The 24,773-nt window shown below is 66.4% G+C and carries 25 protein-coding genes and 1 tRNA gene; 8 read left to right on the top strand and 18 right to left on the bottom strand.

What is annotated here, in order from left to right:
- The first annotated feature begins 118 nt into the window (after nt 1–118).
- From flgK to VHP37_21685, 4 genes are all read left to right on the top strand, one after another.
- Nucleotides 119–2,008 (top strand): flagellar hook-associated protein FlgK, encoded by a 1,890-nt coding sequence (gene flgK / locus VHP37_21700; protein ID HEX2828979.1) that lies wholly within the window; start codon nt 119–121, stop codon nt 2,006–2,008.
- Nucleotides 2,009–2,010: 2 nt separating this feature from the next.
- Nucleotides 2,011–3,312 carry a flagellar hook-associated protein FlgL gene (gene flgL / locus VHP37_21695; GenBank protein HEX2828978.1) on the top strand — a complete coding sequence of 434 codons (1,302 nt, stop codon included), beginning with the start codon at nt 2,011–2,013 and terminating at the stop codon, nt 3,310–3,312.
- The gene (locus VHP37_21690) at nt 3,309–3,734 is read left to right on the top strand and encodes a hypothetical protein (protein ID HEX2828977.1); all 426 of its coding nucleotides are present in this window, start codon (nt 3,309–3,311) and stop codon (nt 3,732–3,734) included. The genes flgL and VHP37_21690 overlap by 4 nt, the downstream gene beginning before the upstream one ends.
- A 205-nt stretch (nt 3,735–3,939) precedes the next feature.
- Complete coding sequence (locus VHP37_21685; GenBank protein HEX2828976.1) at nt 3,940–4,287, top strand: GFA family protein; 348 nt, start codon at nt 3,940–3,942, stop codon at nt 4,285–4,287.
- Nucleotides 4,288–4,331: 44 nt separating this feature from the next.
- On the opposite strand, the gene VHP37_21680 is transcribed toward VHP37_21685, so the two are convergent.
- From VHP37_21680 to fliF, 14 genes are all read right to left on the bottom strand, one after another.
- Nucleotides 4,332–5,039, bottom strand: a complete 708-nt coding sequence (locus VHP37_21680; protein ID HEX2828975.1) for a transposase — start codon at nt 5,037–5,039, stop codon at nt 4,332–4,334.
- 190 nt (nt 5,040–5,229) lie between these two features.
- On the bottom strand, nt 5,230–5,994 hold the full coding sequence (gene fliR, locus VHP37_21675; GenBank protein HEX2828974.1) for a flagellar biosynthetic protein FliR: 765 nt from the start codon (nt 5,992–5,994) through the stop codon (nt 5,230–5,232).
- Between the two features lie 122 nt (nt 5,995–6,116).
- Nucleotides 6,117–6,386: a flagellar biosynthesis protein FliQ gene (fliQ, locus tag VHP37_21670; protein ID HEX2828973.1), complete on the bottom strand. Its 270-nt coding sequence runs from the start codon at nt 6,384–6,386 to the stop codon at nt 6,117–6,119.
- A 49-nt stretch (nt 6,387–6,435) separates the two neighbouring features.
- Nucleotides 6,436–7,164, bottom strand: a complete 729-nt coding sequence (gene fliP / locus VHP37_21665) for a flagellar type III secretion system pore protein FliP (GenBank protein ID HEX2828972.1) — start codon at nt 7,162–7,164, stop codon at nt 6,436–6,438.
- A gap of 25 nt (nt 7,165–7,189) precedes the next feature.
- The gene (fliO, locus tag VHP37_21660) at nt 7,190–7,684 is read right to left on the bottom strand and encodes a flagellar biosynthetic protein FliO (protein ID HEX2828971.1); all 495 of its coding nucleotides are present in this window, start codon (nt 7,682–7,684) and stop codon (nt 7,190–7,192) included.
- Nucleotides 7,681–8,100, bottom strand: coding sequence for a flagellar motor switch protein FliN (fliN, locus tag VHP37_21655; protein ID HEX2828970.1), 420 nt, complete (start codon nt 8,098–8,100; stop codon nt 7,681–7,683). Before fliN ends, fliO begins: the two co-directional genes overlap by 4 nt.
- A gap of 18 nt (nt 8,101–8,118) precedes the next feature.
- Nucleotides 8,119–9,099: a flagellar motor switch protein FliM gene (gene fliM / locus VHP37_21650; protein HEX2828969.1), complete on the bottom strand. Its 981-nt coding sequence runs from the start codon at nt 9,097–9,099 to the stop codon at nt 8,119–8,121.
- Between the two features lie 12 nt (nt 9,100–9,111).
- Complete coding sequence (locus VHP37_21645; protein HEX2828968.1) at nt 9,112–9,798, bottom strand: flagellar basal body-associated FliL family protein; 687 nt, start codon at nt 9,796–9,798, stop codon at nt 9,112–9,114.
- Between the two features lie 238 nt (nt 9,799–10,036).
- On the bottom strand, nt 10,037–11,365 hold the full coding sequence (locus VHP37_21640; protein HEX2828967.1) for a flagellar hook-length control protein FliK: 1,329 nt from the start codon (nt 11,363–11,365) through the stop codon (nt 10,037–10,039).
- A 6-nt stretch (nt 11,366–11,371) separates the two neighbouring features.
- Nucleotides 11,372–11,812 (bottom strand): flagellar export protein FliJ, encoded by a 441-nt coding sequence (fliJ, locus tag VHP37_21635; protein ID HEX2828966.1) that lies wholly within the window; start codon nt 11,810–11,812, stop codon nt 11,372–11,374.
- Nucleotides 11,813–11,834: 22 nt separating this feature from the next.
- Nucleotides 11,835–13,241, bottom strand: coding sequence for a flagellar protein export ATPase FliI (fliI, locus tag VHP37_21630; protein HEX2828965.1), 1,407 nt, complete (start codon nt 13,239–13,241; stop codon nt 11,835–11,837).
- Nucleotides 13,238–13,912, bottom strand: a complete 675-nt coding sequence (locus tag VHP37_21625; protein ID HEX2828964.1) for a FliH/SctL family protein — start codon at nt 13,910–13,912, stop codon at nt 13,238–13,240. The genes fliI and VHP37_21625 overlap by 4 nt, the downstream gene beginning before the upstream one ends.
- Nucleotides 13,912–14,913, bottom strand: a complete 1,002-nt coding sequence (gene fliG / locus VHP37_21620) for a flagellar motor switch protein FliG (GenBank protein ID HEX2828963.1) — start codon at nt 14,911–14,913, stop codon at nt 13,912–13,914. Before fliG ends, VHP37_21625 begins: the two co-directional genes overlap by 1 nt.
- Complete coding sequence (gene fliF / locus VHP37_21615; GenBank protein HEX2828962.1) at nt 14,903–16,540, bottom strand: flagellar basal-body MS-ring/collar protein FliF; 1,638 nt, start codon at nt 16,538–16,540, stop codon at nt 14,903–14,905. The genes fliG and fliF overlap by 11 nt, the downstream gene beginning before the upstream one ends.
- Nucleotides 16,541–16,746: 206 nt before the next feature.
- Here fliF and fliE point away from each other — a divergent pair, with 206 nt between their 5' ends.
- A complete protein-coding gene (gene fliE / locus VHP37_21610) occupies nt 16,747–17,055 on the top strand; it encodes a flagellar hook-basal body complex protein FliE (protein ID HEX2828961.1) in 309 nt (102 codons plus the stop codon).
- A 117-nt stretch (nt 17,056–17,172) separates the two neighbouring features.
- Here the strand turns inward: fliE and VHP37_21605 are convergent, their stop codons facing one another.
- From VHP37_21605 to VHP37_21595, 3 genes are all read right to left on the bottom strand, one after another.
- Complete coding sequence (locus VHP37_21605) at nt 17,173–17,922, bottom strand: flagellar regulator YcgR PilZN domain-containing protein (protein HEX2828960.1); 750 nt, start codon at nt 17,920–17,922, stop codon at nt 17,173–17,175.
- A 119-nt stretch (nt 17,923–18,041) separates the two neighbouring features.
- The gene (locus tag VHP37_21600; GenBank protein HEX2828959.1) at nt 18,042–18,746 is read right to left on the bottom strand and encodes a polymer-forming cytoskeletal protein; all 705 of its coding nucleotides are present in this window, start codon (nt 18,744–18,746) and stop codon (nt 18,042–18,044) included.
- 330 nt (nt 18,747–19,076) lie between these two features.
- A complete protein-coding gene (locus tag VHP37_21595) occupies nt 19,077–19,277 on the bottom strand; it encodes a hypothetical protein (protein HEX2828958.1) in 201 nt (66 codons plus the stop codon).
- Between the two features lie 170 nt (nt 19,278–19,447).
- Between VHP37_21595 and VHP37_21590 the strand changes: the two genes are divergently transcribed.
- Nucleotides 19,448–20,407 (top strand): transcriptional regulator GcvA, encoded by a 960-nt coding sequence (locus tag VHP37_21590; GenBank protein HEX2828957.1) that lies wholly within the window; start codon nt 19,448–19,450, stop codon nt 20,405–20,407.
- Nucleotides 20,408–20,518: 111 nt separating this feature from the next.
- On the opposite strand, the gene VHP37_21585 is transcribed toward VHP37_21590, so the two are convergent.
- Nucleotides 20,519–21,730 carry an MFS transporter gene (locus VHP37_21585; GenBank protein HEX2828956.1) on the bottom strand — a complete coding sequence of 404 codons (1,212 nt, stop codon included), beginning with the start codon at nt 21,728–21,730 and terminating at the stop codon, nt 20,519–20,521.
- Between the two features lie 81 nt (nt 21,731–21,811).
- Between VHP37_21585 and VHP37_21580 the strand changes: the two genes are divergently transcribed.
- Both VHP37_21580 and VHP37_21575 read left to right on the top strand, forming a co-directional pair.
- Nucleotides 21,812–21,888: transfer RNA gene (locus tag VHP37_21580), tRNA-Pro, on the top strand.
- A 234-nt stretch (nt 21,889–22,122) separates the two neighbouring features.
- Nucleotides 22,123–24,747, top strand: coding sequence for a hypothetical protein (locus tag VHP37_21575; protein HEX2828955.1), 2,625 nt, complete (start codon nt 22,123–22,125; stop codon nt 24,745–24,747).
- The last annotated feature ends 26 nt before the right edge of the window (nt 24,748–24,773 follow it).

Here is a 24,773-nt window from a genome sequence, read left to right as displayed (position 1 = left end):
GCAAACCGACCCCCACCCCCGGCCGCTCCCCCTGGCAGGGGGAGGGGAGATTCGTGCACGGCGCAAAGGTTTTTTGCGCGCGTGCCGTTAATGATCGACGGGCATAAGAAGAGCCATCATGAGCTTATTCGGCATCGGTATCTCGGGACTCGCCGCGGCACAGGCGGGTCTCGTCACGACCGGCCACAACATCGCGAACGCCAACACCCCCGGCTTCCATCGGCAGCAGGTGGTGCAGAGCAACTCGTCGCCGGTGTTCAACGGCGCGGGTTTCATCGGGCAGGGCGTGAACGTCGACACGGTGCGCCGCGTCTACGACACCTTCCTCGATGCGCAGGCGAACCGCGCCGATGCCCAGGCGAGCTATTACGCCGCGTTCAACGCCCAGATCGCGCAGATCGACAGCCTGCTCTCGGACCCGAACGCGGGCCTCGCGCCGCAGCTCCAGTCGTTCTTCGCGAGCGTGAACGACGTCGCCAGCAATCCGGCCTCGATCCCGTCGCGCCAGGCGATGATCTCGTCGGCGAACGCGCTCGCGTCGCGCTTCCAGGCCCTCGACAACCGGCTCGTGGAGATCAACCGCGGCGTCAACGCCCAGCTCGAGAGCACCGTCTCGAGCGTGAACGCGTACGCGCGCGAGATCGCTTCGATCAACCAGCGCATCGCGACCACCGGCGCGAATCCCGCGCAGCCGCCGAACGACCTCCTCGACAAGCGCGAAGAGCTCGTCAGCCAGCTCAACAAGCTCGTCGGCGCCAGCACGGTGGTGCAGCCCGACGGCAACGTGTCGGTGACGATCGGATCGGGCCAGGCGCTGGTCGTCGGCACCCAGGCGTTCTCGCTGGGCACCACGCAGTCGGCCGAAGTGCCCGATCAGCTCGACGTCACCTACCAGACCGGCAGCGCTTCGGTGGTGCTCGGGGCGACGACCCTCACCGGCGGAAGTCTCGGCGCGCTGCTCGCGTTCCGCTCGACCGCGCTCGCCGATTCCCAGAACCAGCTCGGGCGCATCGCCGCGGGCCTCGCCGAGACCTTCAACGCCCAGCACGCGCTGGGCCAGGATCTCGTCGGCGGCATGGGCGGCGCGTTCTTCGCCCAACCGCAGGCGGTCGTGACGCAGCACGCGGCCAACACCGGCGCCGCCACGGTCAGCGCGGGCATCGCCAGCGCGACCGCGCTCACGTCGAGCGACTACCGCCTGACGTACACCGGCGGCAACTATCAGCTCACGCGTCTTTCGGACAACACGACGACGACGTATGCGTCGCTGCCGCAGACCGTCGACGGCCTCACCATCGGCCTGTCGGGCGGCGCGCCGGCCAACGGCGACAGCTTCCTGATCGAGCCGACGCGCTACGCCGCGCGGAACCTCACGGTCGCGCTCAACGATCCCACGCGCATCGCCGCGGCGGCGCCGATGCGCACCGGCTCGTCGACGGCGAACCTCGGCTCCGCCAGGATCAGCGACGGGGTGGTGAACCCGCCGCTCGACGCGAACCTCCAGCAGCCGGTGACCCTCACGTTCACCGGCGCGGGCACGTTCGACGTGACCGGCACCGGCACCGGCAACCCGACCGGCGTGGCCTACACGTCGGGCGGCAGCATCAGCTACAACGGCTGGACGGTCCAGATCACCGGCACCCCGCGCGCGGGCGACACGTTCACGATCGGACCCAACACCAACGGCACGTCCGACAGCCGCAACGCCGGGCGTCTCGCGAACCTTCAGACGTCGAACACGCTGCTCGGCGGCACGGCGTCGTACCAGGCGGCGTACGGCCAGCTCACCAGCTCGGTCGGCAACACCGCGGCCGAAATGCAGATCGCCTCGGCGGCGCAGGACACCATCGCGTCGCGCTCGCGCGAGCAGCAGCAGGCGCTCTCCGGCGTCAACCTCGACGAGGAAGCCGCGAACCTGCTGCGCTACCAGCAGGCTTACCAGGCTTCGAGCAAGGTGATCGAGGTGGCGCAGAACATGTTCGAATCCATCCTGCGGTTAGGAAACTGATCATGCGTGTCTCCACCAGCATGCTCTACGAGCTCGGGATGCGCGGCATGCAGCGCCCGCAGCTCGAGCAGCTCGAGCTGCAGCAGCAGATCTCGACGGGCCGGCGCGTGGTCAAGCCGTCGGACGATCCGATCGCGGCCGCGGCAGTCATCGGTCTGCAGCAGTCCAAGGCGGTCAACACCCAGTACGGCGTGAACGCCGCGAACGCGACCTCGGCGCTCAACCTCGAGCTCGAGTCGCTGGGCGAAGCGACGGGCGTCATCCAGGACATCAAGGAGCTGGTCGTGAAGGCCGGCAACCCGGGCCTGCAGAACTCCGACCGCCAGAGCATCGCGACGCAGGTGCGGGGGTTGTACGACCAGCTCATCGGCATCGCGAACAGCACCGACGGCGACGGCAAATACATGTTCGCCGGCTATCAGGCCGCAGCGCAGCCGTTCGCGGAGACCAGCCCCGGCGTCGTGGCGTACTCGGGCGACGAAGGACAGCGCTACATCCAGATCGGCCCGCAGCGGCGCATGACCGTGGGCGACAGCGGCACCGAAGTGTTCCAGCGCATGAAGGAAGGCAACGGCTCGTTCGTGACGCAGCCGGGCGCTTCGAACGCCGGCGGCGGCATCGCCGGGCCCGGCATGCTGCGCAACGCCGCGGCATGGAACGGCGCCTCGAACAGCCAGAACTTCAGCGTGCGCTTTCACGTGAGCAATGCGACGCCGCCGGTGACGACGTACGACATCGTCGACAACGCCAGCAACACCTCGATGCTCACCGGCGCCGCGCCGGCGGCCGGTCCGTACGCCCGCACGTATACGCCCGGCGTCGCGATCGACTTCCAGCGCCAGGCGGGCGACCCGATCGCGACGCCGTGGGACGCGGGCATACAGCTCGACATCACCGGCGCGCCGGCGAGCGGCGACACGTTCGGCGTGGGCGCCGCGCAGACCAAGGACGTCTTCTCGACGATCCACGATTTCATCACGACGCTCAACACCGGCGTCACCACCGGTCTTGCGTCCAAGGCGAACTACCAGAGCGACCTCAACGCGGTCGGCGCGAGCCTCGATCGCGCGCTGGACCAGATCCTCACGACGCGCGCGGCGGTCGGCGTCCGGCTGCAGGAGCTCGACTCGGTGCAATCGACGACCGAGGACATGAACCTGCACTACTCCGAAGATCTGTCGCGCCTGCAGGACCTCGATTACGCCCAGGCGCTGTCGGACCTCGCGCAGCGCCAGTTCAGCCTCGAAGCGGCGCAGAAGTCGTTCGTCGCGGTGACGAGCCTCAAGCTCTTCGACTTCATATGATCCGCCGCGCTTTACTGGCTGCGATGATGCTGGCCGCCGCCGGCTGCAGCAGCATGGACGACTACACCGGGCCGAACACCCTGATCCCGGCGAAGACGCTCGACGTCAGCCCGTCGCTGCACATACCCGCCGAAGGCCTGGTCGCCATCGGCATCATCTACTGGATCGTCGACCCGCTCGCGCCGAACTGGAAGGTCGAGCTCGAGCGGCTTTCCGATCGCCGCTATCGCGTCAACCTCACGATGAAGCGCTTCATCGTCGGCGGCGAAGGCGAGAGCACCCAGGTCTTCCGCCGCGCCGCGGAGAAGCTCCAGCACGAGCGCGGCTTTTCCGAATACGCCATCCTCTCCTTCAACGAAGGCATCGAGTCCAAGGTGACGATCGCCCAGCGCGTCGCCTCGGGCGTGATCGAGCTGCGCTAGCGCCCGCCAGCGGGCGCCAGCGCTTCGCGCCGGTGAACGCCAAGGTGGGAAACCAAGGTTTCCCTCCTTGAACCTCCTTTCCTTTTATTTCCGTTGACTCTTGCTCGCCGCTAGGGTCTAACCCCGGCCTTTTCGGGGTCTGACCCTGGTTTTCCGGTCCCATGCGCTAGACTGGCGCCTGAGTAAGTCTTATCAGGAGCCCTGCATGCGCTACAAAGGCAGTTGTCACTGCGGTCGCGTCGCTTTCGAAGCCGAAGGCGAGATCAAACAATTGATGGAATGCAACTGCTCGATGTGCGCCCGCAAGGGGTCGCTGCTCTGGTTCATTCCGCGTGCAGACCTGCACCTGACGATGCCCGACGAGAACCTGAGCACCTACACCTTCAACAAGCACGTCATCAAGCACCGGTTCTGCCCCGAGTGCGGGATCCACGCGTTCGGCGAAGGCGTGGACCCCAAGGGCAATGCGATGGCGGCGATCAACGCACGCTGCCTGGAAGGCTTCGACATTTCGTCCGTGCCGGTGAAGCAGTTCGACGGGCGAGCGCTGTAGCCTCTCATCGGGTCTGACCCCGGCTTTTCGGGGTCAGACCCTGGTTAGATCCCGCTTTTGGTTGTGGGATGCTCCTCCCCGTTCTGCGCAGGCGCTGCTGCGATCACCGCCGCACCTGTCGCTGCGAGTCGCATGGACGCTAGCAACCTGAACCGGAATTCGCCTCGACCGACAGGCAATTCGCGTTCGACAGCGTTTCGAATCTGTTGCTCGCGATCGAGCCGCGGCGAGCTTTCGAACAGCTGTCTATATGCGGCCGCGCAGGCTTCGTCGTGGCTGGCCAGGCCGATGTAGAGCGGATGCCGCTTCACGAGCGTGTCGACGGCGACGCCTGCGTTCGCACGATGGCTCGACCACGCGTAGTGCGCGGCATCGTCGGCGAGCCGCGCGCGCACCGGGTTCATCTCGATGTACCGATAGCAGGCGAGAAGGTACGCGTCGTCGACGATTACGCTGGATTTGAATCGGCCTTCCCACAAGGGACCGCTGCGGTGCCACGTGCGATTGACGTATTGCGTGTAGAGCTGAGCGACGTGCTTCATTAGCAGCGAAATCCCAACCGATTCGCCGGGCGTGAGGAGCAGATGCACGTGGTTCGGCATCAGGACGTAGGCGTGAACCGCACACGCGAATGCGCGCGAATACTGCGACAGGAGTTGCAGATAGCACAGATAGTCCGAATCGCGGCAGAAGCATGTCGCGCGGTTTACGCCACGTTGCACGACGTGGACTGGATAACCGGCGGGCGACACGCGTGGTCGACGAGGCATCGATGCTCCGGCGCAAGACCTGTCTACACAACGCGTCCCCGCGCTCGCATGGAGTCAGCCCTTCGGTCGAGGCCGGAGCAAACGGGGGGCTGGCCTGGAAAGGGCCTGGAGTCAGACCGGAAGGTCAAAACCAGGGTCTGACCCGGACAGAGCTCGGGTCAGACCCTTACGACTATTTGATCTGGAGGAGCATGGTCACGACTTCTCCGACCAGGCCTTCGAAGATCGGGAGGAAGAACGGGACCGAGAGGATGGCGGCGACGAAGCCGATGACGAGGGTGATCGGAAAGCCGACGGCGAAGATGTTGAGCTGCGGCGCCGCGCGCGACAGCACGCCGAGGCCGAGGTTGGTGATGAGCAGCGCCGCGATGACCGGCAGCGCGAGCGAGAGCGCAGCGTAGATCATGTAGCCGCCCCACGACGAGAGCGTCTTCCAGAACGCGACGCCCGCGCCGGCGCCGACCGGCATCGTGTTGAAGCTGTCGGCGAGCACGGAGAAGAGCAGGAGGTGCCCGTTGATCGCGAGGAACGTCAACGTCGCGGCCAGTCCGAAGAAGATCGAGAGCACGGGCTGCGAGGACGTGGCGTGCACGTCGTAGAACTGCGCGAAGCCGAGGCCCATCTGCAGGCCGATCAGCTCGGCCGCCATCTCCACCGCGATGAAGACGAGGCGCATCGCGAAGCCGATCGCCACGCCGATCAGGAGCTCGTGCGCGAGCATGAAGAGCCCGCCCCACGACGCCGGATCGATCTCGGGCGCCTTCACCGTCGGCGCGACGACCAGGCTGATCAGCAGTGCGAGCGCCACCTTGGCCCGCGCGGGGAACTGATTCCCGCCGGTCACCGGTGCGACCGCGAGCAGCCCGAGGATGCGCGTGAACGGCCAGATGAACGCGACGAGCCAGGCGCTCAGCTGGGCGGAGGTGACGGTGATCACGGTTAGTGTTTAGTGGTAAGTGTTGAGTGCTGAGTTGTTCGGGTGGAATAGTGCGCGCCCGTCATGCGTGGGGTCGAACCACTAAACACTCAACATCAAACACTCGACACTCGCTCTTGGCGCTAGCCGACCAATAGCGGAATGTTCGTGAAGATCCGCTGCGTGTAATCAATCAGGAGCTGCAGTATCCACGGCCCCGCGACGACGATCGCGACGAACACCCCGAGCAGCTTCGGGATGAACGAGAGCGTCATCTCGTTGATCTGCGTCGCGGCCTGGAAGACGCTGACGACCAGACCCACGGCGAGCGCGGTGAGGAGGAGGGGCGCGGAGACCAGCAGCGTGAGCTCCAGCGCTTCGCGGATCATCGCGATTACGGCAGTCGAGTTCATTTTTTCAGAGAATCGAAATGGATTCCCGCCTTCGCGGGAATGACGGTTCCTAAATCGCGAAGCTTTGAGCCAGCGAGCCTATGAGCAGGTTCCAGCCGTCGACCAGCACGAAGAGCATGATCTTGAACGGTAGCGAGATCAGCACCGGCGACACCATCATCATGCCCATCGACATCAGCACGCTCGCGACGAGCATGTCGATGATGAGGAAAGGAATGAACACCGCGAAGCCGATCTGGAAAGCGGTTTTCAGCTCGCTGGTCACGTACGCCGGCACGAGCACGCGCATCGAGACGTCTTCCACCTTCGCCGGCGCCGGCTGGCGCGAAAGCCGCGTGAAGAGCGCGAGATCGGCTTCGCGCGTCTGGCGCAGCATGAACGTGCGCAGCGGCGCGGCGCCGCGGTCGAGCGCCTCTTCCATGGTGATCCTGTTCTCCGACAGCGGCTTGTAGGCGTCGGTGTAGACGCGATCGAGCACCGGCGACATCACGAAAAAGGTGAGAAAGAGCGACAGCCCGAGCAGCACCTGGTTGGGCGGCGACGCCGGCGTGCCGAGCGCCTGGCGCATCAGCGACAGCACGATGATGATGCGCGTGAAGCCCGTCATCATCAGCAGCGCCGCCGGCAGGAAGGCGAGCGAGGTCAGCAGCAGCATCGTCTGCAGCGACAGCGAGTAGCTCGTGCCGCCGCCGGCCGTGGGCGTGCTGGTGAACGCGGGCAGGCCGCCCGCCGTCTGCGCGAGCGCGGGAACCGCGAGAGCCGCGAGACCGAGGGCGATGCCGCCCGCCGCGATCAGGGACTTCTTAACGGCCACCGCGCTTCTCCATCTTGTCCTTGAGCCACTGTGCGAAAGCGATCTGCGGGGTCGCGGCCGGCGCGCCGGGCGTGGCGGACGCGATCTCGCCGCGCGGCATGGTGTGCAGCGCGTTGACGCGGCCGGGCGCTACGCCGAGCACGAGCCAGTTGTCGCCGACTTCGACGACCACGACGCGCTCGCGCTGGCCCACCGACGCGCCGGCGATCACCTTGACCGTACCCGGCGCCGCGGGACCCACCTGAAAGCGCCTCATGAACCAGCCTGCCGCGACGATGAGGCCGAGCACGACGATCAGGCCGAAGGCGAACTGCAGCATGCTGCCCGCGCCGACCGCCGACGGCGGCGTCGCCGGCACCGCGGTCTCCGCGGCGTGCGCGACGTGGGCGCAGACCATCGACGTCGCGATGATGAGGCCGCACGCGCCGAGGCGAACGAAGCGCGCGGCTTCGGGCGTGCACGCGCCGAGGTCCTTACGCATCATCGCTTGAGCTTCCGGATGCGCTCGGACGGCGTGATGATGTCGGTGAGGCGGATGCCGAACTTGTCGTTGACGACCACGACCTCGCCCTGGGCGATGAGGCAGCCGTTGACGAAGACGTCCATCGGCTCGCCCGCCAGGCCGTCGAGCTCGACGACCGAGCCCTGCGCGAGCTGCAGCAGGTTCTTGATCGCGATCTTGGTGCGGCCGAGCTCGACCGTGAGCTGGACCGGGATGTCGAGGATCAGGTCGATGTCGTTCGCGCCCGCCGATTTCGGCGCGTCGGCGGAGAACTGCTCGAACACGGCGCTCGGCGCGCGCTGCGCCGGGGCGGTCGCGTCCATGCGGGCCTGCTCGGCCATCGCGGCCGCCCAGTCGTCGGTATCCGAGCCGGCTGCGGCGATTACGTTGTCACTCATGTTCGTCTCCACGTTGGATCACTGTTCGTTGCCAGAGGCGGGTAAGAGGCGCTCGACCCTCACCGCGTAGTTGCCGTTGAAAACGCCGCACTTGCATTCCATCACCGGCACGTTGTCGACTTCGGCGACGAGCGGCTGGGCGATGTCGAGCGCGATCACGTCGCCCGGCGTCATGTTGAGGACCTGCTGCAGGGTGAGCTCGGCCTTGCCCAGATTGACGATGAGCTCGACATCGGCCGACTGCACCTGCCTGCTGAGCATCTTCACCCAGCGTTTGTCGACGTCGACCTGCTCGCCCTGGAGGCTCGAGCAGAGGATGTCGCGGATCGGCTCGATCATCGAGTAGGGCATGCAGATGTGGAACTCGCCGCCCGCGCTGCCGAGCTCGATGTTGAACGTGGTCACCACGACCACTTCGTTGGGCGTGGCGATGTTGGCGAACTGCGTGTTCATCTCCGAGCGCACGTACTCGATGCTGATCGGGTGCACCGGCTGCCACGCCTTCTCGAGGTCCTCGAACACCACCGCGAGCATGCGCTGGATGATGCGCTGCTCGGTCTGCGTGAAGTCGCGGCCTTCGACGCGCGTGTGGAACTGTCCGTTGCCGCCGAAGAGGTTGTCGATGATGAGGTAGACGAGGTCCGGGTTGAAGATCAGCAGACCGGTGCCGCGCAGCGGCTTGATCTGCACCAGGTTCAGGTTCGTCGGCACCACCAGGTTGCGGACGAACTCGCTGTACTTGACCACGCGCACCGGCCCCACCGAGATCTCGGCGGTGCGGCGCACGAAGTTGAAAAGGCCGATGCGCAGAAGGCGCGCGAAACGCTCGTTGATGATCTCGAGCGTGGGCATGCGGCCGCGGACGATCCGCTCCTGCGTCGCGAGGTTGTACGGCCGCACGCCGGTGGTCTCTTCCGGTGCGGGCGGCTCGTCGGTGACGCCGGTGACGCCGTTCAGCAGCGCATCGACTTCGTCCTGCGAGAGGAAATCCTTGGCCATCTTCGTTTGGCTTTACTGGATGATGAAGGAGGTGAAGAGCACTTCGATGTCGTTCTTCGCGACTTCGGTCCTGGCTTTCTTCGCCCGGGCTTTGGCCTTGGCTTCGGCCTTCGCATCCTTGGTGTCTTTGTCTTCGGCGTCGTCGGACTTCTCGGCCTTGTCGCCCTTCTCGGAGGCTTCTTCGTCTTTCGCTTCGTCTTCCGCCTCGACCTTTTTCGCCTTCTTGGCTTTCTTCGGCGCGGACTTCGATCCGGCGGCATCGCCGACGATCTCGCGCACCGTTTCCGAAAGCTCGGTGGCGAGCTGCTGCTTGCCGGCGACCGGGAGGAGCTCCGAGGCTTTCTTGCCGGAGAGGATGAGCAGGATGCGATTGCGGATCTCGGGCATGCGCTCCTTGATCGTTTCGACCTTCGCGTCGTGCCTGAGCTTGAGCGTGAGGCCCGCCTGCAGGTATTGTGGTGCGCCGTCGCTGCCCGCGAGGTTCACGGTGAACGACTCGAGCGGCAGGAACTGTGCGGGCTTCTCGGGTTCCGCCGTCTTTTCCTCGTCGTGCTTATCGGCGGGGCGCATGAAATACCATGCGCCCGCGCCCCCGCCCCCGAGGGCGAGCACGAGCACTCCGGCGATCAGAACGAGCTTCTTGCCCTTCTTCTTGGGCGCGTCCGCGTCCGCGGCTGCGTTGTCGGATTGTTTGGCCATGCGAGCTCCACTAGCTGAGAGCACGCATTATGCGAATTCGGCCCGCCCGACGATGCGGGGATAACCGGGGGAAAAAGCCGCTAAATCCGACTTACATCGAAATCGGGCCTGTCCGCGAGTTTGGGGGTGGTTCGAGGCGGTGGAGCGAGCGGAAGCGAGCCGAAGGAAAGGAGGTCACGGAGGGAAACCACGGGTTTCGCTCCGTGCCGTTCAACGGGCACGTTTCGCTGAGCTTTGCTCAGGCAAACGTGTCTACCAGGCCGCGACGGACGATCGCTGCACGGGCAGGGGTGCGGGCCTCGACCACGGGCTCGGAGCCGCCCGAGCGGCCGGGGTGGGCGTTCCTGGCGGCTTCGCGGGCCTGTTCGGCGAACTGTTCGCGCGCGGCGCCCGAGTCGGCTCCGACGCTCGCCTGACCGAGCGAGAGGCCCCTGGCGTCGAGCGCGTTGCGCAGGTCGGGGAGGGTCGATTCGATCGCCTCCCGCACTGCGGCATGCGGCGAGGTGAAGGCGATCTGGGCGCCGTCGCCGGTCATGTCGAGCATGACGTCGACCGGCCCGAGGTGCTGGGGATTGATGTGCAGCTCCGCCCGCTCGAGCTGGCGATCGACCATCCAGACCACTTTCTGCTGGAAGGCGTCGCCCCAGCCGGGCAGGCCGAGCGGCGTGTCGACGCGGGCGGTCGCCGTCGGCGCCGCGCCCACGGCATCGGCGCCCGTTCCGGCGGCCGACGCGCCCCACTTCGTGCCGAGCGTGCCGGCGGAGAGGCTGTCCAGCGTCGGCGCAGACGCGGCCACGGGCACTGGCGCATCCGCCGCGCTGGCGAAGCGGTCGACCGTGAATCCGGTCTGGAACGAGGCCCCCGGCGTATCCGTCGCGCTCTTGTCGCCGGCCACGAACGGGCGATCGCCGCCGTCGCGCACCGCGCGAAGCTCGCCCGACCGGTGCTCGGCCGTCACGGGCCGCTCGGCCAGCGCGCGCTCGGACGCGCCGCGCTCGGCGCCGCGTTCGACGGCGATGCGCTCGAGCGTGCTGCGCTCGGCCGGTGCCCGCTCGCCCGCTTTGTCGACGCCCGCACGCTCGGCTCCCCCGCGACCCCGACGAACACTGCGCTCGTCCACGCGCTGCTCGCCGGGCGACTCGGCGCGCGCGCCGCGCACGCCCGCCGGAGCGGTTTCGGCGATCGTCGCGTCCGCCACCGCATCGGTAGCGGCCGCGTCGACCGCAGGTTGTTGCGGAGTCACGGTCTGCGGCTGGATCTGACCCTGCGCCGCAAGCGCCGCCGCGGTCTGTTGCGCGCTCGGTTCGCCGAGCAGCGCCGCGACCGCCGGATCGAGCGCGGGCGCGTCGGCGGCGGCGGTGTCGTCCGCTTTCTCGTCGGCGGGCGCATCCGTCGCGGCCTCGTCGGCAGGAACGTCTTTGGCGTCGCTCGAACGCGACGCGATCTCGTCCTTGAGCGCGTCGCCGAAGCCGCTCGTGTCGGCGGGTTCGGAGCCTTTCGCGTCGCGCGCCGCTGCCGCGTTCGGAACCTGCGCCGGCGTGACCGGCATTGCGGGGATCGCTTCCATCGTGTCTTAACCCTTGGCGTTATGGCCGCGCGCGGCGAACTCGTCGGTCGCGCGCTGCTCGAATTTCTTCATCCGCTCGTCCGCGGCGGCGTTGTGCCGCTGCTCGAGCTTGTCGAACGCTTTCACTTTCACCTGCTTCGCCTGCCAGTCGTCCTGGCCGCGCACCACCGCCGCCTTCGCCAGCGCGACCGCCGAGCGCTGCTGCTCGATCGCTTCGTCGAGCTTTCCCAGGAACTGCTGCAGGTTCATCCAGGCCGCGGTGTGCACGTCCTGATTGACCGTGCTGCGCACGCGCCCGCGGTAATCCTCGCGGTACTGCACCAGCATCTCGAGCTTCTGCTCCTGCCTCGTCACTTCGGCGTTGAGCTGCCCGAGCGCGAGCGCCGCGTCGTCGCTCGCCTTGATCGCCAGGTCCTGCACCACTTTCAGCCGGAACGTATTCTTCATTGCTTATGCTCCGCGGTTCTGGTTATTCGTGTCCGCCCGCGACGATCGCCTCCATGCCTTCGAGGCACTCGCCGTACGGCGCCTTCTCGCCGATGTTCTGCTGCAGGAACGCTTCCATGTGCGGGTGCAGCGCGATCGCGCGGTCGAGCAATTGATCGGTGCCGGCCGCGTAAGCACCCACCGTGATCAGGTCGCGGTTGCGCTGGTAGCGCGAGTACAGCGACTTGAAGCGCCGCACCACCGAGAACTGATCCTGATCGATGATGTTGGTCATCGCCCGCGACACCGACTGCTCGATGTCGATCGCGGGGTAGTGGCCTTGATCGGCGAGCGAGCGCGTGAGCACGATGTGTCCGTCGAGAATCGCGCGCGCCGAATCGCCGACCGGGTCCTGCTGGTCGTCGCCTTCGACGAGCACGGTGTAGAACGCGGTGATCGAGCCGCCGCCTTCGGCGCCGTTGCCCGCGCGCTCGACGATCTGCGGGATCTTCGCGAACACGGATGGCGGATAGCCCTTGGTCACCGGCGGCTCGCCGATCGCGAGCGCGATCTCGCGCTGCGCCATCGCGTAGCGCGTGAGCGAATCCATGATGAGCAGCACGTGCTTGCCCTGGTCGCGGAAGTATTCGGCGATCGCGGTCGCGTAGGAGGCGCCCTGCATGCGCAGCAGCGGCGAGACGTCCGCCGGCGCGGCCACGACGACCGAGCGCCGCAGCCCTTCCTCGCCGAGGATGTTCTCGATGAATTCCTTCACTTCGCGGCCCCGCTCGCCGATCAGCCCGACCACGATCACGTCGGCTTCGGTATAGCGCGCCATCATGCCGAGCAGCACCGACTTGCCGACGCCCGAGCCCGCCATCAAGCCCATGCGCTGGCCGCGCCCCACGGTGGTGATCGCGTTGATCGCGCGCACGCCGACGTCGAGCACCTGGGTGATCGGCGCGCGCTCGAGCGGATTCAACACGCGGCCGTGCAGCGAGACCGTGCGCTCGACGAGCAGCGGTCCGCGGCCGTCGAGCGGCTTGCCGGTCGAATCGAGCACGCGGCCGAGCAGGCCGGGGCCGACCGGGACGTGCTTCGCCTGGTCCGACGCGCGGCGCCGCGGATGGGGTGGGGCGTCGAGGCTGGGACGATCGATCTCGTGCTCCACCGGCACCACGCGCGCGCCGGGGACGACGCCGTAGATGTCGGAGGCGGGCATGAGGAAGAGGCGCTCGTCGGCGAAGCCCACGACTTCCGCATCGATGTTCTTGCCGCCGGGCATGCTCACCGAGCACGAGCTGCCGACCGGCAGGCGCAGGCCGGAGGCTTCCATGACGAGCCCGGTGACCTTGGTCAGTCGGCCGCTGGCGGTGACGCGCGGGACCGAGCCCGCGACGTTCGAGCAGTCCTGGACGAACTTCTGCAGTCGTGCGACGCGTGCGCTCATTCTTCGACCCAGTTCGTGGCCGTGCCGAGCGCCGCGGTGACGCGATGCCAGCGGCTCTCGAGCGTCGCGTCGACTTCGCCCGCCGCGGTTTCGACCCGACAGCCGCCGGCAGCGACGAGCGGGTCTTCGCGCACGCTCCAGCCGCTCTGCGGCGGCGAGGTTTCGAGGTAGGCGCGCACCACCGCGGCGTCGTCGGGATTGACCGCGAGCGTGACGGGGCCGCGCACGTGCGCGACGTGGCGCAGCGCTTCCTCGACCGCTACACGCACGACTTCGGGATTGGCTTTGAGGGCCGCGCCGATCATCTTCTTCGCGACCGCGAGGCCGAGCTGCACCACTTCGTGCGCGAGCTCGCGGTCGAAGCGCTGCAAGTCCTCCGCGAGCTCGTGCAGGAGCTGGTCGGCGCGTGCGATGCGGGCGCCGGTTTCGGCCGCGGCCTGTTGCCGCGCGGCTTCGAGGCCTTCGCGATGGCCGGCGGCGTAGCCTTCGGCCTTGGCGCGTTCGGTGAGCTCGCGCACGCGAGTAGCAGAGGCGGCCGCGGCGGTCGCCGCGGCGGCTGCGGACGCGACGCTTTCGCCTTTGCGGCGGTCGCGCGGACCGTCGAACGTGCCGAACTCCCAGCGCTGGATGCCTGCGGCCTGTTCCTTCGGGATGAGCGGGCTCTGCGGCATCAGACGTACGCTTCCTCAGCCTTGCCGCCGAGCTGGATCTGGCCTTCCTCGCCGAGGCGGCGCACGACCTTGAGGATCTCCTTCTGCGTCGCTTCGACTTCGGAGACCCGCACCGCACCTTTCGCCTCGAGGTCTTCCTTGAGCGATTCGGCGGCGCGAGTCGACATGTTCTTGAAGATCTTGTCGCGGAACTGCTGCGACGAGCCCTTGAGCGCGAGGATGAGCTGGTCCGTCTGCACTTCGCGCAGCACCACCTGGATGCCGCGGTCGTCGATCTCCATGACGTTGTCCCACGTGAACATCTGGTCGACGATCTTCTGCGCGAGATCGGCGTCGTAACCCTTGACGCCCTCGATCACCGACGACTCGTGCGTTTGCGGCATGAAGTTGAGGATCTCCGCCGCGCAGCGCACGCCGCCCATCGGCGCCTTCTTGACGTTGTCGGTGCCCGAGAGCAGCTTGTTCAGCACGTCGTTCAGCTCGCGCAGCGCCTGCGGCTGGATGCCGTCCAGCGTCGCGATGCGCAGCAGCGTGTCGTTGCGCAGGCGCTCGGTGAAGTGCAGCAGGATCTCGGACGCCTGGTCGCGGTCGAGGTGGACGAGGATGGTCGCGATGATCTGCGGGTGCTCGTTCTTGATGAGCTCCGACACCGACTGCGCGTCCATCCACTTCAGCCCCTCGATGCCGCTGGTGTCGCCGCCCTGCAGGATGCGGTCGATCAGGTGCGCCGCGCGGTCGTCGCCGAGCGCTTTCCTCAGGACCTGCTTGATGTATTCGTCCGAGCTCATGCCGATGGTCGTCGACTCTCCGGCCTGGGTGCAGAACTCGTCGAGCACGCCGGTGATCTCCTCGCGCGTCGCGCCCTTGAGCGCGGCCATCGCGGTGCCGATCTTCTGGACTTCCTTCGGACCGAGGAACTTGAACACCTCGGCCGCGTCGTCCTCGCCGAGCGACATCAGGAGGATCGCCGCCTTTTGTATGCCTTCGTTGTTATCGCTCATTGCTGCCTACCCAGTTCTTGACGACGTTGGCGACGACCTTCGGGTCCTGCTTGGCGATCTGCTTCGCGTTGCCGAGCGTGGTCTCGTAGCGGTCCACGACCTTCGCCGGCTCGTCGATGAGCTCGCCTTCGACGGCGGGTCCGGCGAGCTGCGCCGGCGCGGCCACCAGCGGCGCGGGCTTCAGGATGTTGCTCACGAAGGGCTTCAGCTTCATCAGGATGAAGAGCACGAGCGCGCCGTAGAGCAGGTACTTGCCGATCTCCTTCGCCATGCCGATGATCGAGGGGTCCTTCCACATCGGCACGTCGACCACTTTCTCCGCCGCAGGCGTGGAGAACGCGCTGTTGATGACCGACAGCGTGTCGCCGCGCTCCTTGTCGTAACCCATTACGCCTTTGACGAGCTCGGTGATCTGCTGCTTCTCCGCGTCGGTGAGCGGCTTGCTCGTGACCTTGCCTTTGGCGTCGGTGAGCTGGCGGTCGTTGACGACCACCGCGACCGACAGGCGCTTGATGCGGCCCTGCGCGATGCGGGTGTGGCGGATGCTCTTGTCGACTTCGTAGGTGACCGCCGATTCCTTGCGCGTGCTGCCCGAGGCGCCCGGGGTGCTCGCGGCGGTTGCATTGGGATCCGCTTGCACCGGCGCGCCGCCGCTCTGCGGCGGCTGGTTGGTCAGCGCGCCCGGAACGCCCGAGGCGCCGCCGTTGCTCGCGGGACCGGACTGCTCGCTCGTCTGCGACGTGCGGACCGCGGCTTCCTCGGGCTTGCCGTTCGGCTTGTAAAGCTCCTCGGCCTGCTCGACTTCCGAGAAGTCCAGGTCGGCCGAGACCTGCGCGCGCACGTTCGCGGCGCCGAGCACCGGGGCGAGGATCGCCTCGATGCGCTTGATGTAGCCCAGCTCGGTCTCCTGGCGATACTTGAGCTGTTTGGTGTCGACCGCCGGACCCTGCGAGTTGCCGTCGGCGGACAGCAGCGTCCCGTTCTGGTCGACGACCGTGACGTTCTTGGGCGCGAGGTCCGGGACCGAGTTCGAGACGAGGTGAACGATCGCCGCGACCTGGGTCTGGTCGAGCGTGCGGCCCGGGTGCAGGTGGACGAGCACCGAGGCGGAGGGCTTGGCCTGCTCGCGCAGGAAGGCGGTGCCGCGCGGCAGCGCCAGGTGGATCCGGGCGGTCGCGACGGCCTGGATCGTCTGGATCGATCGCGCGAGCTCGCCTTCGAGGCCGCGCTGGTAGTTGACCTGCTCGAGGAACTGGCTCGCGCCGAAGCGCTGGCCTTCCATGAGCTCCAGGCCGACCAGCCCGCCCTTGGGCAGGCCCTGTCCGGCGAGCTTCAGGCGCAGGTCGTGGACGTGCTCGGCCGGCACCAGGATGGCGCCGCCGCCGTCCGCGAACTTGTAGGGGACGTTGGCCTGCTGGAGCGCCGCGACCACCGCGCCGCCGTCCTTGTCCGAGAGGTTCGAGAACAGGACCTTGTAGTCGGGGGCGGTGCTCCACATCCAGCCGCCGATCACCAGGGCGAGGGCGGTCGCCACCACCATGAGGATGGCGAGGAGCTGTTGGGGCGGGATGCGCGTCCACGCGGGGAGCCGCTGAGCGATGCCTTCTGCTGCTGCTTCACCTGACATTTCGAAAGGACTCCGTTTACCGGTTCGGGGCTTAGGCCTAGGGTCCGAATTATCGGTAGGGCGGGGTCGAATCGATGCCGGAAAAAGCGGGGTTTTCCGCGTCTATTTGCGGGACGTAGACGACAGAGCGCCTGATATCTTTAGCGGGAATTCAACACAGCCCGACAACTTACAGGCCCCGCATGGATACGTCCGGAATCGATCGTATGCTCTCGCAGCTGCGCACCGCGCAGGCGCTCGCGAGCCGCAAGCCGCAGGCGAAAGAAGAGGTCGCGCCCGCCGCCGGGGAATCCGGCAGCTTCGCCAGCGCGCTCAAGACTTCGCTGTCGGAAGTCGCCCGCACCCAGAACCAGGCCGAGCAGCTTCAGAAGGACTTCACCGTCGGCGACCCGAACACCAGCCTGCAGGACGTCGTGGTCGCGATGCAGAAGTCGCAGATCGCGTTCAGCCAGGCCGTTCAGGTACGGAACAAGTTAGTGCAGGCCTACCACGACATCATGAACATGCAGGTCTGATCGCGCGAAGCGCGATCAGACCTGCATGTCGCGCTGCGCGCGCATGCGGATGAACGCCAAGGAGGGGAAACCCAGGTTTCCCCTCCTTGAACCTCCCTTTCCTGTTTCCGCCGCTGATTACTTCCGGGCGCTGCGGATCAGCCGGCGTTCCTCGTCGTTGATGAAGCGCTGGATCAGCGCGACCGACTTCGCGTCCAGATTCAGGAATTCGACGCCGTAACGGCGGCCGGGGACGCCGTTCTCCATCGATACCTCGCGCGAGAGGCACACGTACAGCACGGTGTCGATGCGGGCGAGACCCGGAAATTCGAGGGTGCAGGTGTGGCGCGAGCGGTCCGGGAGCATGCCGGATGCGATCGGGATGTCGATCGACATGCCCCCGCACGAGAGGTCGATCACGACGGGCTGGAGCAGATTCGCCGGCTCGTGCGCCGGCACGACCTGAACGCGCATCACCGAGTTCAGCTCCGGCCCGGTCAAGCGGTAGAAGTCGCGCCGCTGGAGCCGCAGCAGGCGCTCGGGCAGCGGAGCGCGGAAAGCGTCCGCGCCTTCGAACGTCGCCGCTTCGGCCGCCGCCACCGTGAACTGCACCGGGACGCTGTGATCGGCCGTGACGAGTGTCATCTCGCGCGCCGCCAGCACCTCACCGTTGAGCTTCGGGTCCGGCCCTTTTTCGAAGTAGAACGCGTCGGGCTCGACGCCGAGCACGCAGGTGTGCAGGAACGTCTCGCCGTCGTCGAGGTAGAGGGCCGCGCGCGCGCGTGTCGCCGCGACCTTGCGCAGCACCGCGGCCACGCCGATGGCGGTGTCGACGTAGTCCGCGCCGGTAGTGCGGGACGTGTCGAGCAGAGTGAGTCGGGGTCCCATGAGGCGTTCGGCGCAAATCCCTAAAAATAAAAGAGAATACGCCGGAGCTAAAAAGCCGGTCCGGCGCTGCTGCCGATTATTACGGCAAGCACGCGCCGAACCTGAACGACGACGGGAGCTTAGACAGTATTGACGCCGGTGCCTTTGAGGGGCTGCTTTAGCGGCGGGCGGACGGTGATGGGCTCGGTGGTGAGGGTCGGCGCTTCCGGCTCGAGCGCGGGCGGCGCTGCAGGAGCGGCCGCGGGTGCCGGGGCGGCGATCGGCGCCGCCGCGGCCGGCTGCTGCTGCGGACGGGCCTTGGCGAGCGTGCTCACTTCGCCGGCGATCTCGCCGCCTTCCTCGATGCGGATGTTGCCGTAGCGAATGCGGCCCGAAACCCGGCCGGTCGAGAAGATGACGAGCTGCTTTCTCGCGGTGAGCTCGCCTTCGAAGATCCCGCGGATCTCCGCGACATCGATGCTGACGGTGCCCGAGAACACGCCGTTCTCGGCGATCTGCACGACGCGGCTGTCCATCGAGGCCTCGACACGGCCCTCCACGACCAAGGTGTCGCAGTCGGTGATCTCCACGCCTTTGAGCTTGATGTCCGGGCCGACGATGAGCCGGCTGCCGGCGGGCTCTTCGACCCGGGCGGCGGCGACGGGGGCCTTGGGCGTCTCGGCGAAGCGCAGGTCGGGCTTGTGCGTCTCGGCCTGCGGTTGCACCTGGGGCTGGGGCCGCGACGGTGACGAGCCTCCCGACAGCCCCGGGGTCACGTTGACCGGACGCAGGTCGTTGCGCGGATTCTCGTCCTTCTTGCCGAACAGGCCGTCTCGATTGAACACGTGGTTCTCCTTTGAGCCAGTGGGGGGGTCTGCGACAGCCATTCAACCGCTCCTCTAGTCACGGAAATAATGCCTGCCTGCCGTTCCGCGCCAAGTGTAGCGCGGTCTACGATCGGTCAGGCAAAAAAGGCTGAAAAAAAGGCTAGATGCGTGCGGACGTTGATGCTTTCCTGCAACGTCCGCGAACGCCCGACAGGACCGGAAACCAGGGTCTGGCCCGGACGAAAAAAAGCCACGGCGTGGGCCGCCGTGGCTTGGAGTGACCGCGTCGGGGCGGTCAGGGGCCGGGGGGGAGGACGAGGAGGAACCCCGGCCCGGGAGAACAGGCAGTTAGTGCTTGAGCGCGGGCTTGAGGAACAAACGGGCGCCGATTTGCTCAATCTTTTTTGCAACCCACACGAACCCGTCGACCAGGAGATCGGCGTCGCGCATCGCGTTCAGCACGACCTGACGTTCCGCTTCCGACATACGCACGGCGTTGATGCGACCGACTACGGTTGAACCCAATTTAACTTCGATGTCTTTTCTCACGGTGCTGCTCCTTTCGCTCTTCGTCGCCATTTGCCGACACCGGCGCGACGTACTTCTTAACAATCTCAACGACTTCGGACACAAGTATAGACTCGATTGGCAGCGGTTTGTTGCATTGCAATAGCTGATTTATTGTGACCTGACGTGCTAATAAAGCTAAACTGACTATCATGGCCAGCCGACTTCCGCCGCTCAACGCGTTGCGCGCTTTCGAGGCCGCCGCGCGTCATCTTTCCGTCAAGAAAGCGGCAATAGAACTCAACGTGACCCCGGCCGCGGTGAGCCACCAGATCCGCATGCTCGAGGACTATCTCGGCGTGCAGCTCTTCCACCGCTACAACCGAGCGCTCGAGCTCACCGACGCCGCCCGGGCGTCGTTGCCCAAGCTGCGCGAAGGTTTCGAGGCGCTGGTGCAGGCGGTCGAGCGCCTGCGCTCGCACGTGTCGGGCGGGGTGCTGACGGTCAGCGCGGCGCCGTCGTTCGCCGCACGCTGGCTGATGCCGCGGCTGCACCGCTTCATCGCGGCCCATCCCGAAGTCGACGTGCGCGTGTCGGCGCGCATGCGGCGCGTGAGCGTGGACGGCAAGGGCGACGTCGCGGAGCGCGCGACGGTCGAAGCATGGCTGGACGATTCGGACATCGCGATCCTCTACGGCCGCGGCCACTATCCGAACCTGTGGGTCAAGAAGCTCCTCGATCTGACGATCGCGCCGATCTGCAGCCCGCAGCTGTTACAGGGCGAGCACGCGATCAGGCGGCCGCAGGATCTCGCCGATCACATGCTGCTGCACGACGACACCGGCGATCTGTACGACAACGAGCCGTTCTGGGATGTGTGGCTGCGAGCGGCGGGTGTGGACGTCGTCGATTCGCACCGCGGACCGCACTTCAGCCACGCCGTGCTCGCCTTCGAAGCCGCGATCGACGCAGTCGGCGTGGTGGCGTCGATGCCGGTGCTCGCCGCGGAAGACATCGCGGCGGGAAGGCTCGTGACGCCGTTCGACCTGAAGTTGCCGCTCGCCTCGGCGTACTGGCTCGTGTGCCAGGAGAGCGCGGCGACGCGGCCTGCGGTCGCGCTCTTCAGGGATTGGCTGTTGGAGGAAGCCGCGCGAGAACCTCGCGCCGGCTGAAAGCTTTTTAACCACAAAGGACACCAAGGACACCAAGGAAAGCCAAACGTCGCGCACGCCTGACGACGCGACGTCAGTTAACCTTTGTGTCCTTGGTGGTCAATAACGCCTTTAGGCGGCAGCCGGGGCCGGACGCACGATCTGCTTCTCGTCGATCGGCAAATTCAGCAGGGCGGCGAGCACGCCGCTCGCGATCGTCAGCGTCCACATCAGCCCGTACGAGCCGGTGGTGTCGAAGAGATAGCCCGCCATCCACACGCCCATGAAGCTCCCGACCTGGTGGAAGAAGAACGCCGAGCCGCCGAGCGTCGAGAGGTATTGCGTGCCGAACACCTGCGCGATGAGCCCGTTGGTGAGCGGCACGGTGCCGAGCCACAGGAAGCCCATCGACGCGCCGAACGCATACACCGTGGCGGGCGAGAGCGGCAGCAGCACGAAGGCGAGGATCGTCACCGCGCGCGTGAAGTAGAGCAGCGAGAGCAGGTTCTTCTTGGTGTAGCGGCTGCCGAGCCATCCCCACACGAAGCTGCCGAAGATGTTGAAGAGGCCGATCAGCGCGAGCGCGGTCATGCCCACCTGCGGCGACATCTTCTGGTCGAGCAGGTACGCCGGGAAATGCACCGAGATGAACATGAGCTGAAAGCCGCACACGGTGTAGCCCAGGCACAGCAGCACGTAACCTTTGTGGGTGAACGCTTCGTGCAGCGCTTCGCGGATCGATTGCTTCTGAAAATCTCTCGCCTGCGCTTTCTTGTCCTCCACCAGCGCGGCGGAGAGCGGCACGATGAGCAGCACAGTGCAGGCGAGCACCAGCAGCGCGCTGTGCCAACCGAGATGGGTGATCAGCGTCTGCCCGTACGGAAGCATGACGAACTGCCCGAAAGACCCCGCTGCGCCGACGATGCCCAGCGCCATGGTGCGCTTCGAAGCGGGGATCGCGCGGCCGACGACGCCGAAAACGATCGAAAAGCCGCCGCATGCGAGCGCGATGCCGATGAGCAATCCCGCGGAGAGGTTCAGCTCCCAGCTCGTGCTCGACATCGACATCAGCACGAGGCCTATCGCATACAGGATCGCGCCGCCGATCAGCACGCGCGCGGTGCCGAGGCGGTCGGCGATCATGCCGGTGAACGGCTGCGCCACGCCGTAGATCAGATTCTGGATCGCGATCGCGAACGAGAAGACCTCGCGGCCGATACCCAGATCGACCGTCATCGGCTGCAGATACAGGCCGAAGTTGTGGCGCGCTCCGAGGCCGATGGTGAGTATCAGCCCGCCGCATATCAGGATCGTGTTCGGCGTGCGCCAGCGGGCTGCGTTCATCGTGCTTCGTCTCGCTATAAACCCCCATTTTAGTTCGCGGACGCGGCGCGGATCGCGCGCTAAAATGGCGGCTGCCCGCGTCGGGGTGTAGCTCAGCCCGGTAGAGTGCCTGCTTTGGGAGCAGGATGTCGCAGGTTCGAATCCTGTCACCCCGACCACTTCCCCTGCTTGTCAGGACTTTCCCCTCAGTCGCATAGCACGACGTCGTTGCGCCTAGATCTCGCGCAACCTGCCAATCGGGCGATATTGGACTTCGCACGGCGCAGCGTATAACGTTGTCATTCGCGTCCAAAAAAAGAAGCTCGTAACAGGGGGCGACGCAATTCGGGATTGCAGCTCGGCGTCGCTTGGCCGTTTGACCGGTTCGTACTCGATCGAAGGGGGCACGAAACATGGCCGGCACCGTCTGTGCGCGTACGCTCTTTTGTTGTGCGGTCCTCGCGGGACTGTTCGCAGGCTGCGGTCCCGAACCCACCCAACCCGTTCTCGACGAAGCGCTCGCCGCGAAACGCGGCCCCGAGACCTTCAAGGCCGCGGACGAGGATTTCTTCCGCGACATGGACGGCGGCATCGCGCTCACCGCGCTGGAAGTGCAGGGCCGCAATACGTGGAACGTGTGGTCGGGCGGCAACGATCGCTTCTGGGACGATCTGTCCAACATCAGCATCGGCACGCTCGATTTCCTGAAGACGCTCTCGTCGCACCCGAAGGTCAAGGAGCAGGGCGGTTTCTCGCGCGAGAATCGCTGGCGCGAGCTCGGCCTGGTCAACGAGCCGTGCTTCGAAGCGGCGACGGGTCCCGATCCCGAGCGCTTCGGGCTGTGGCTCGACAAACGCCGTACCGGTCCCGATTGTCCGCCCGATCCTTTCGCCGACGAGAAGAAGTATCCCGGCGTGCAGATCGGTCATCGCGGCAAGAAGCTGCCGAAGAGCGACAAGGGCTATCCCGAGGTGCTGCCCGTGGGCTCGTACTACGGGTACCCGAGCGGCATCGTGGGCCTGCGCCTCTTCCCCAATCCGGCATTCGACGAAGAAGCGGCGAAGAAGTGGGACGCGGAGCGTTACTACAACGACCCGAAATATTACGAGGACCCGAAGCTCGTCAAACCGTTCCGCGTCGGCATGTCGTGCGGCTTCTGCCACATCGGCCCGCATCCGCTGAAGCCGCCCGCCGATCCCGAGAACCCGAAGTGGGAGAACCTGAGCTCGACCGTCGGCGCGCAGTACTTCTGGGTCGATCGCATCTTCGACTGGCGCGCGGACCGCGCGAGCTTCGCGTTCCAGCTCTTCCACACCTCGCGGCCGGGCTCGCTCGACACGTCGTTCGTCTCCACCGACAACATCAACAACCCGCGCACCATGAACGCGGTGTACAACCTCGGACCGCGGCTGGAGCAGGCGACGCGCGTCGGCAAGGAGACGCTCAACGGCGGAGAGCTCAACAACAAGCAGTTCAACGATTTCGAGCAAGCGCTCAAGAGCATCGATCCGAAGGATCTCCCGCCGCCGACGCGTGACCTGCTGCTCGCCCTGTACGCCAAGCCCAACACCTTCACGCCGCGCGTGCTCAAGGACGGCGCCGACTCGGTCGGCGCGCTGGGCGCGCTCAACCGTGTGTACTTGAACATCGGGCTCTACAGCGAGGAGTGGCTGCGTCACTTCAACCCGCTCGTCGGCGGCAAGCGCATCACGCCGATCGAGATCGCCGTCGCACAGAAGAGCTCGGGCTACTGGCAGGCGACCGAGATGCAGACGCCGGCGACCGCGCTGTTCTTCGTGAAGGCGACGGCGCCGCACCATCTGAAGGATGCGCCGGGCGGCGAGAAGTTCATGAGCACCGACGCCGAGGTGCTCAAGCGCGGCAAGACGGTGTTCGCCGAGAACTGCGCGCGCTGCCACTCGAGCAAGCTCCCGACACCGATCGTCGGCCTCGACGACAACGGCTGCAACGGTCCGAACTACCTGCAGTGCTTCAAGAAGTTCTGGGCGTGGACCAAGACCGACGAGTTCAAGGCGCAGATGACCAGGATCGTCATGGCCGACGACTTCCTCGCGGGCAATTACCTTTCGAACGAAGTGCGCGTGCCGGTCACGCTGCTGCAGACCAACGCGTGCAGCCCGCTCGCGACCAACGCGCTGCGCGGCAATATCTGGGACAACTTTTCGTCGGACAGCTACAAGAACCTGCCTTCGGTCGGCACGATCACCGTGCATCACCCGATCACCGGCGAGGCACGGCAGTACACGATGCCCGCCGGCGGTCGCGGCTACACGCGTCCGCCGTCGCTGATCAGCCTGTGGTCGACCGCGCCGTTCCTGCTCAACAACAGCGTGGGCAAATTCGAGTGGAGCCCTTCGGTCGAAGCGCGCATGAGCTCGTTCAACGATTCGATCGAGAAGATGCTGTGGCCGGAGAAGCGCGATCGCGACCCGATGTGGCAGGGCAAGCCGTACGAGGCGGGCATGGGCTGGATCGACCGCACGCTGCCCAGGCTCGACCGCGCCACCGGCAAGGAAGCCGCGGATCCCTGGAGCTACCTGCGCGTCGGACGCAAGTACCTGCCCGATGCGGTGCGCGAGCACGCGGGCTTCCTCGAAAAAGTCGCGCCCTGGGCGTTCGGCGATACCGGCGACGTCGAGATCGGGCCGATCCCGGTCGGTACCCCGGTGAACCTGCTGGCGAATCTCAATCCGCTGTCGGAGAGCACCGACCTCGACCAGCGCATCGCGCACGCCAAGAAGGTCGCGGCGTTCGTGAAGATGGCGAAGAAGGACTTGAAGACCGCGCCCGGCAAGGCCACCAACGACGAGCTCAAGGCGAAGTTCGCGAACCTCGTTCCGCCGCTCCTCGAGCTGTCGAAGTGTCCCGACTTCGTCGTCAACCGCGGCCACTATTTCGGCACGGGCTACCACCGCGACCCGCCCGACTGGGTCGACGCCAACGCGCCCGCTGCGAAGTTCACGCCGCTGACCGACGACGACAAGCGTGCGCTGATCGAATTCCTCAAGACGTTCTGAAGCGGCGGACTCCCGGACCGCGCGCG

The sequence above is a fragment of the Burkholderiales bacterium genome (assembly GCA_036262035.1).
Classification (GTDB): Bacteria; Pseudomonadota; Gammaproteobacteria; order Burkholderiales; family SG8-41; genus JAQGMV01.
The sequence above is the reverse complement of the archived record's forward strand: the minus strand, read 5'-3'. Positions and strand labels throughout refer to the sequence as shown.

Bases quoted from the DNA above. Each gene is read 5' to 3' on its own strand.
- VHP37_21605 (HEX2828960.1), bottom strand. From the start codon at position 17,922: ATGGGACCCCGACTCACTCTGCTCGACACGTCCCGCACTACCGGCGCG.
- VHP37_21645 (HEX2828968.1), bottom strand. From the start codon at position 9,798: ATGGCCAAACAATCCGACAACGCAGCCGCGGACGCGGACGCGCCCAAG.
- fliN (HEX2828970.1), bottom strand. From the start codon at position 8,100: ATGAGTGACAACGTAATCGCCGCAGCCGGCTCGGATACCGACGACTGG.
- VHP37_21690 (HEX2828977.1), top strand. From the start codon at position 3,309: ATGATCCGCCGCGCTTTACTGGCTGCGATGATGCTGGCCGCCGCCGGC.
- fliJ (HEX2828966.1), bottom strand. From the start codon at position 11,812: ATGAAGAATACGTTCCGGCTGAAAGTGGTGCAGGACCTGGCGATCAAG.
- VHP37_21575 (HEX2828955.1), top strand. From the start codon at position 22,123: ATGGCCGGCACCGTCTGTGCGCGTACGCTCTTTTGTTGTGCGGTCCTC.
- VHP37_21590 (HEX2828957.1), top strand. From the start codon at position 19,448: ATGGCCAGCCGACTTCCGCCGCTCAACGCGTTGCGCGCTTTCGAGGCC.
- flgL (HEX2828978.1), top strand. From the start codon at position 2,011: ATGCGTGTCTCCACCAGCATGCTCTACGAGCTCGGGATGCGCGGCATG.
- fliE (HEX2828961.1), top strand. From the start codon at position 16,747: ATGCTCTCGCAGCTGCGCACCGCGCAGGCGCTCGCGAGCCGCAAGCCG.
- fliM (HEX2828969.1), bottom strand. From the start codon at position 9,099: ATGGCCAAGGATTTCCTCTCGCAGGACGAAGTCGATGCGCTGCTGAAC.
- VHP37_21685 (HEX2828976.1), top strand. From the start codon at position 3,940: ATGCGCTACAAAGGCAGTTGTCACTGCGGTCGCGTCGCTTTCGAAGCC.
- VHP37_21625 (HEX2828964.1), bottom strand. From the start codon at position 13,912: ATGCCGCAGAGCCCGCTCATCCCGAAGGAACAGGCCGCAGGCATCCAG.
- fliF (HEX2828962.1), bottom strand. From the start codon at position 16,540: ATGTCAGGTGAAGCAGCAGCAGAAGGCATCGCTCAGCGGCTCCCCGCG.
- VHP37_21640 (HEX2828967.1), bottom strand. From the start codon at position 11,365: ATGGAAGCGATCCCCGCAATGCCGGTCACGCCGGCGCAGGTTCCGAAC.
- fliQ (HEX2828973.1), bottom strand. From the start codon at position 6,386: ATGAACTCGACTGCCGTAATCGCGATGATCCGCGAAGCGCTGGAGCTC.
- fliO (HEX2828971.1), bottom strand. From the start codon at position 7,684: ATGATGCGTAAGGACCTCGGCGCGTGCACGCCCGAAGCCGCGCGCTTC.
- fliI (HEX2828965.1), bottom strand. From the start codon at position 13,241: ATGAGCGCACGCGTCGCACGACTGCAGAAGTTCGTCCAGGACTGCTCG.
- fliG (HEX2828963.1), bottom strand. From the start codon at position 14,913: ATGAGCGATAACAACGAAGGCATACAAAAGGCGGCGATCCTCCTGATG.
- VHP37_21585 (HEX2828956.1), bottom strand. From the start codon at position 21,730: ATGAACGCAGCCCGCTGGCGCACGCCGAACACGATCCTGATATGCGGC.
- flgK (HEX2828979.1), top strand. From the start codon at position 119: ATGAGCTTATTCGGCATCGGTATCTCGGGACTCGCCGCGGCACAGGCG.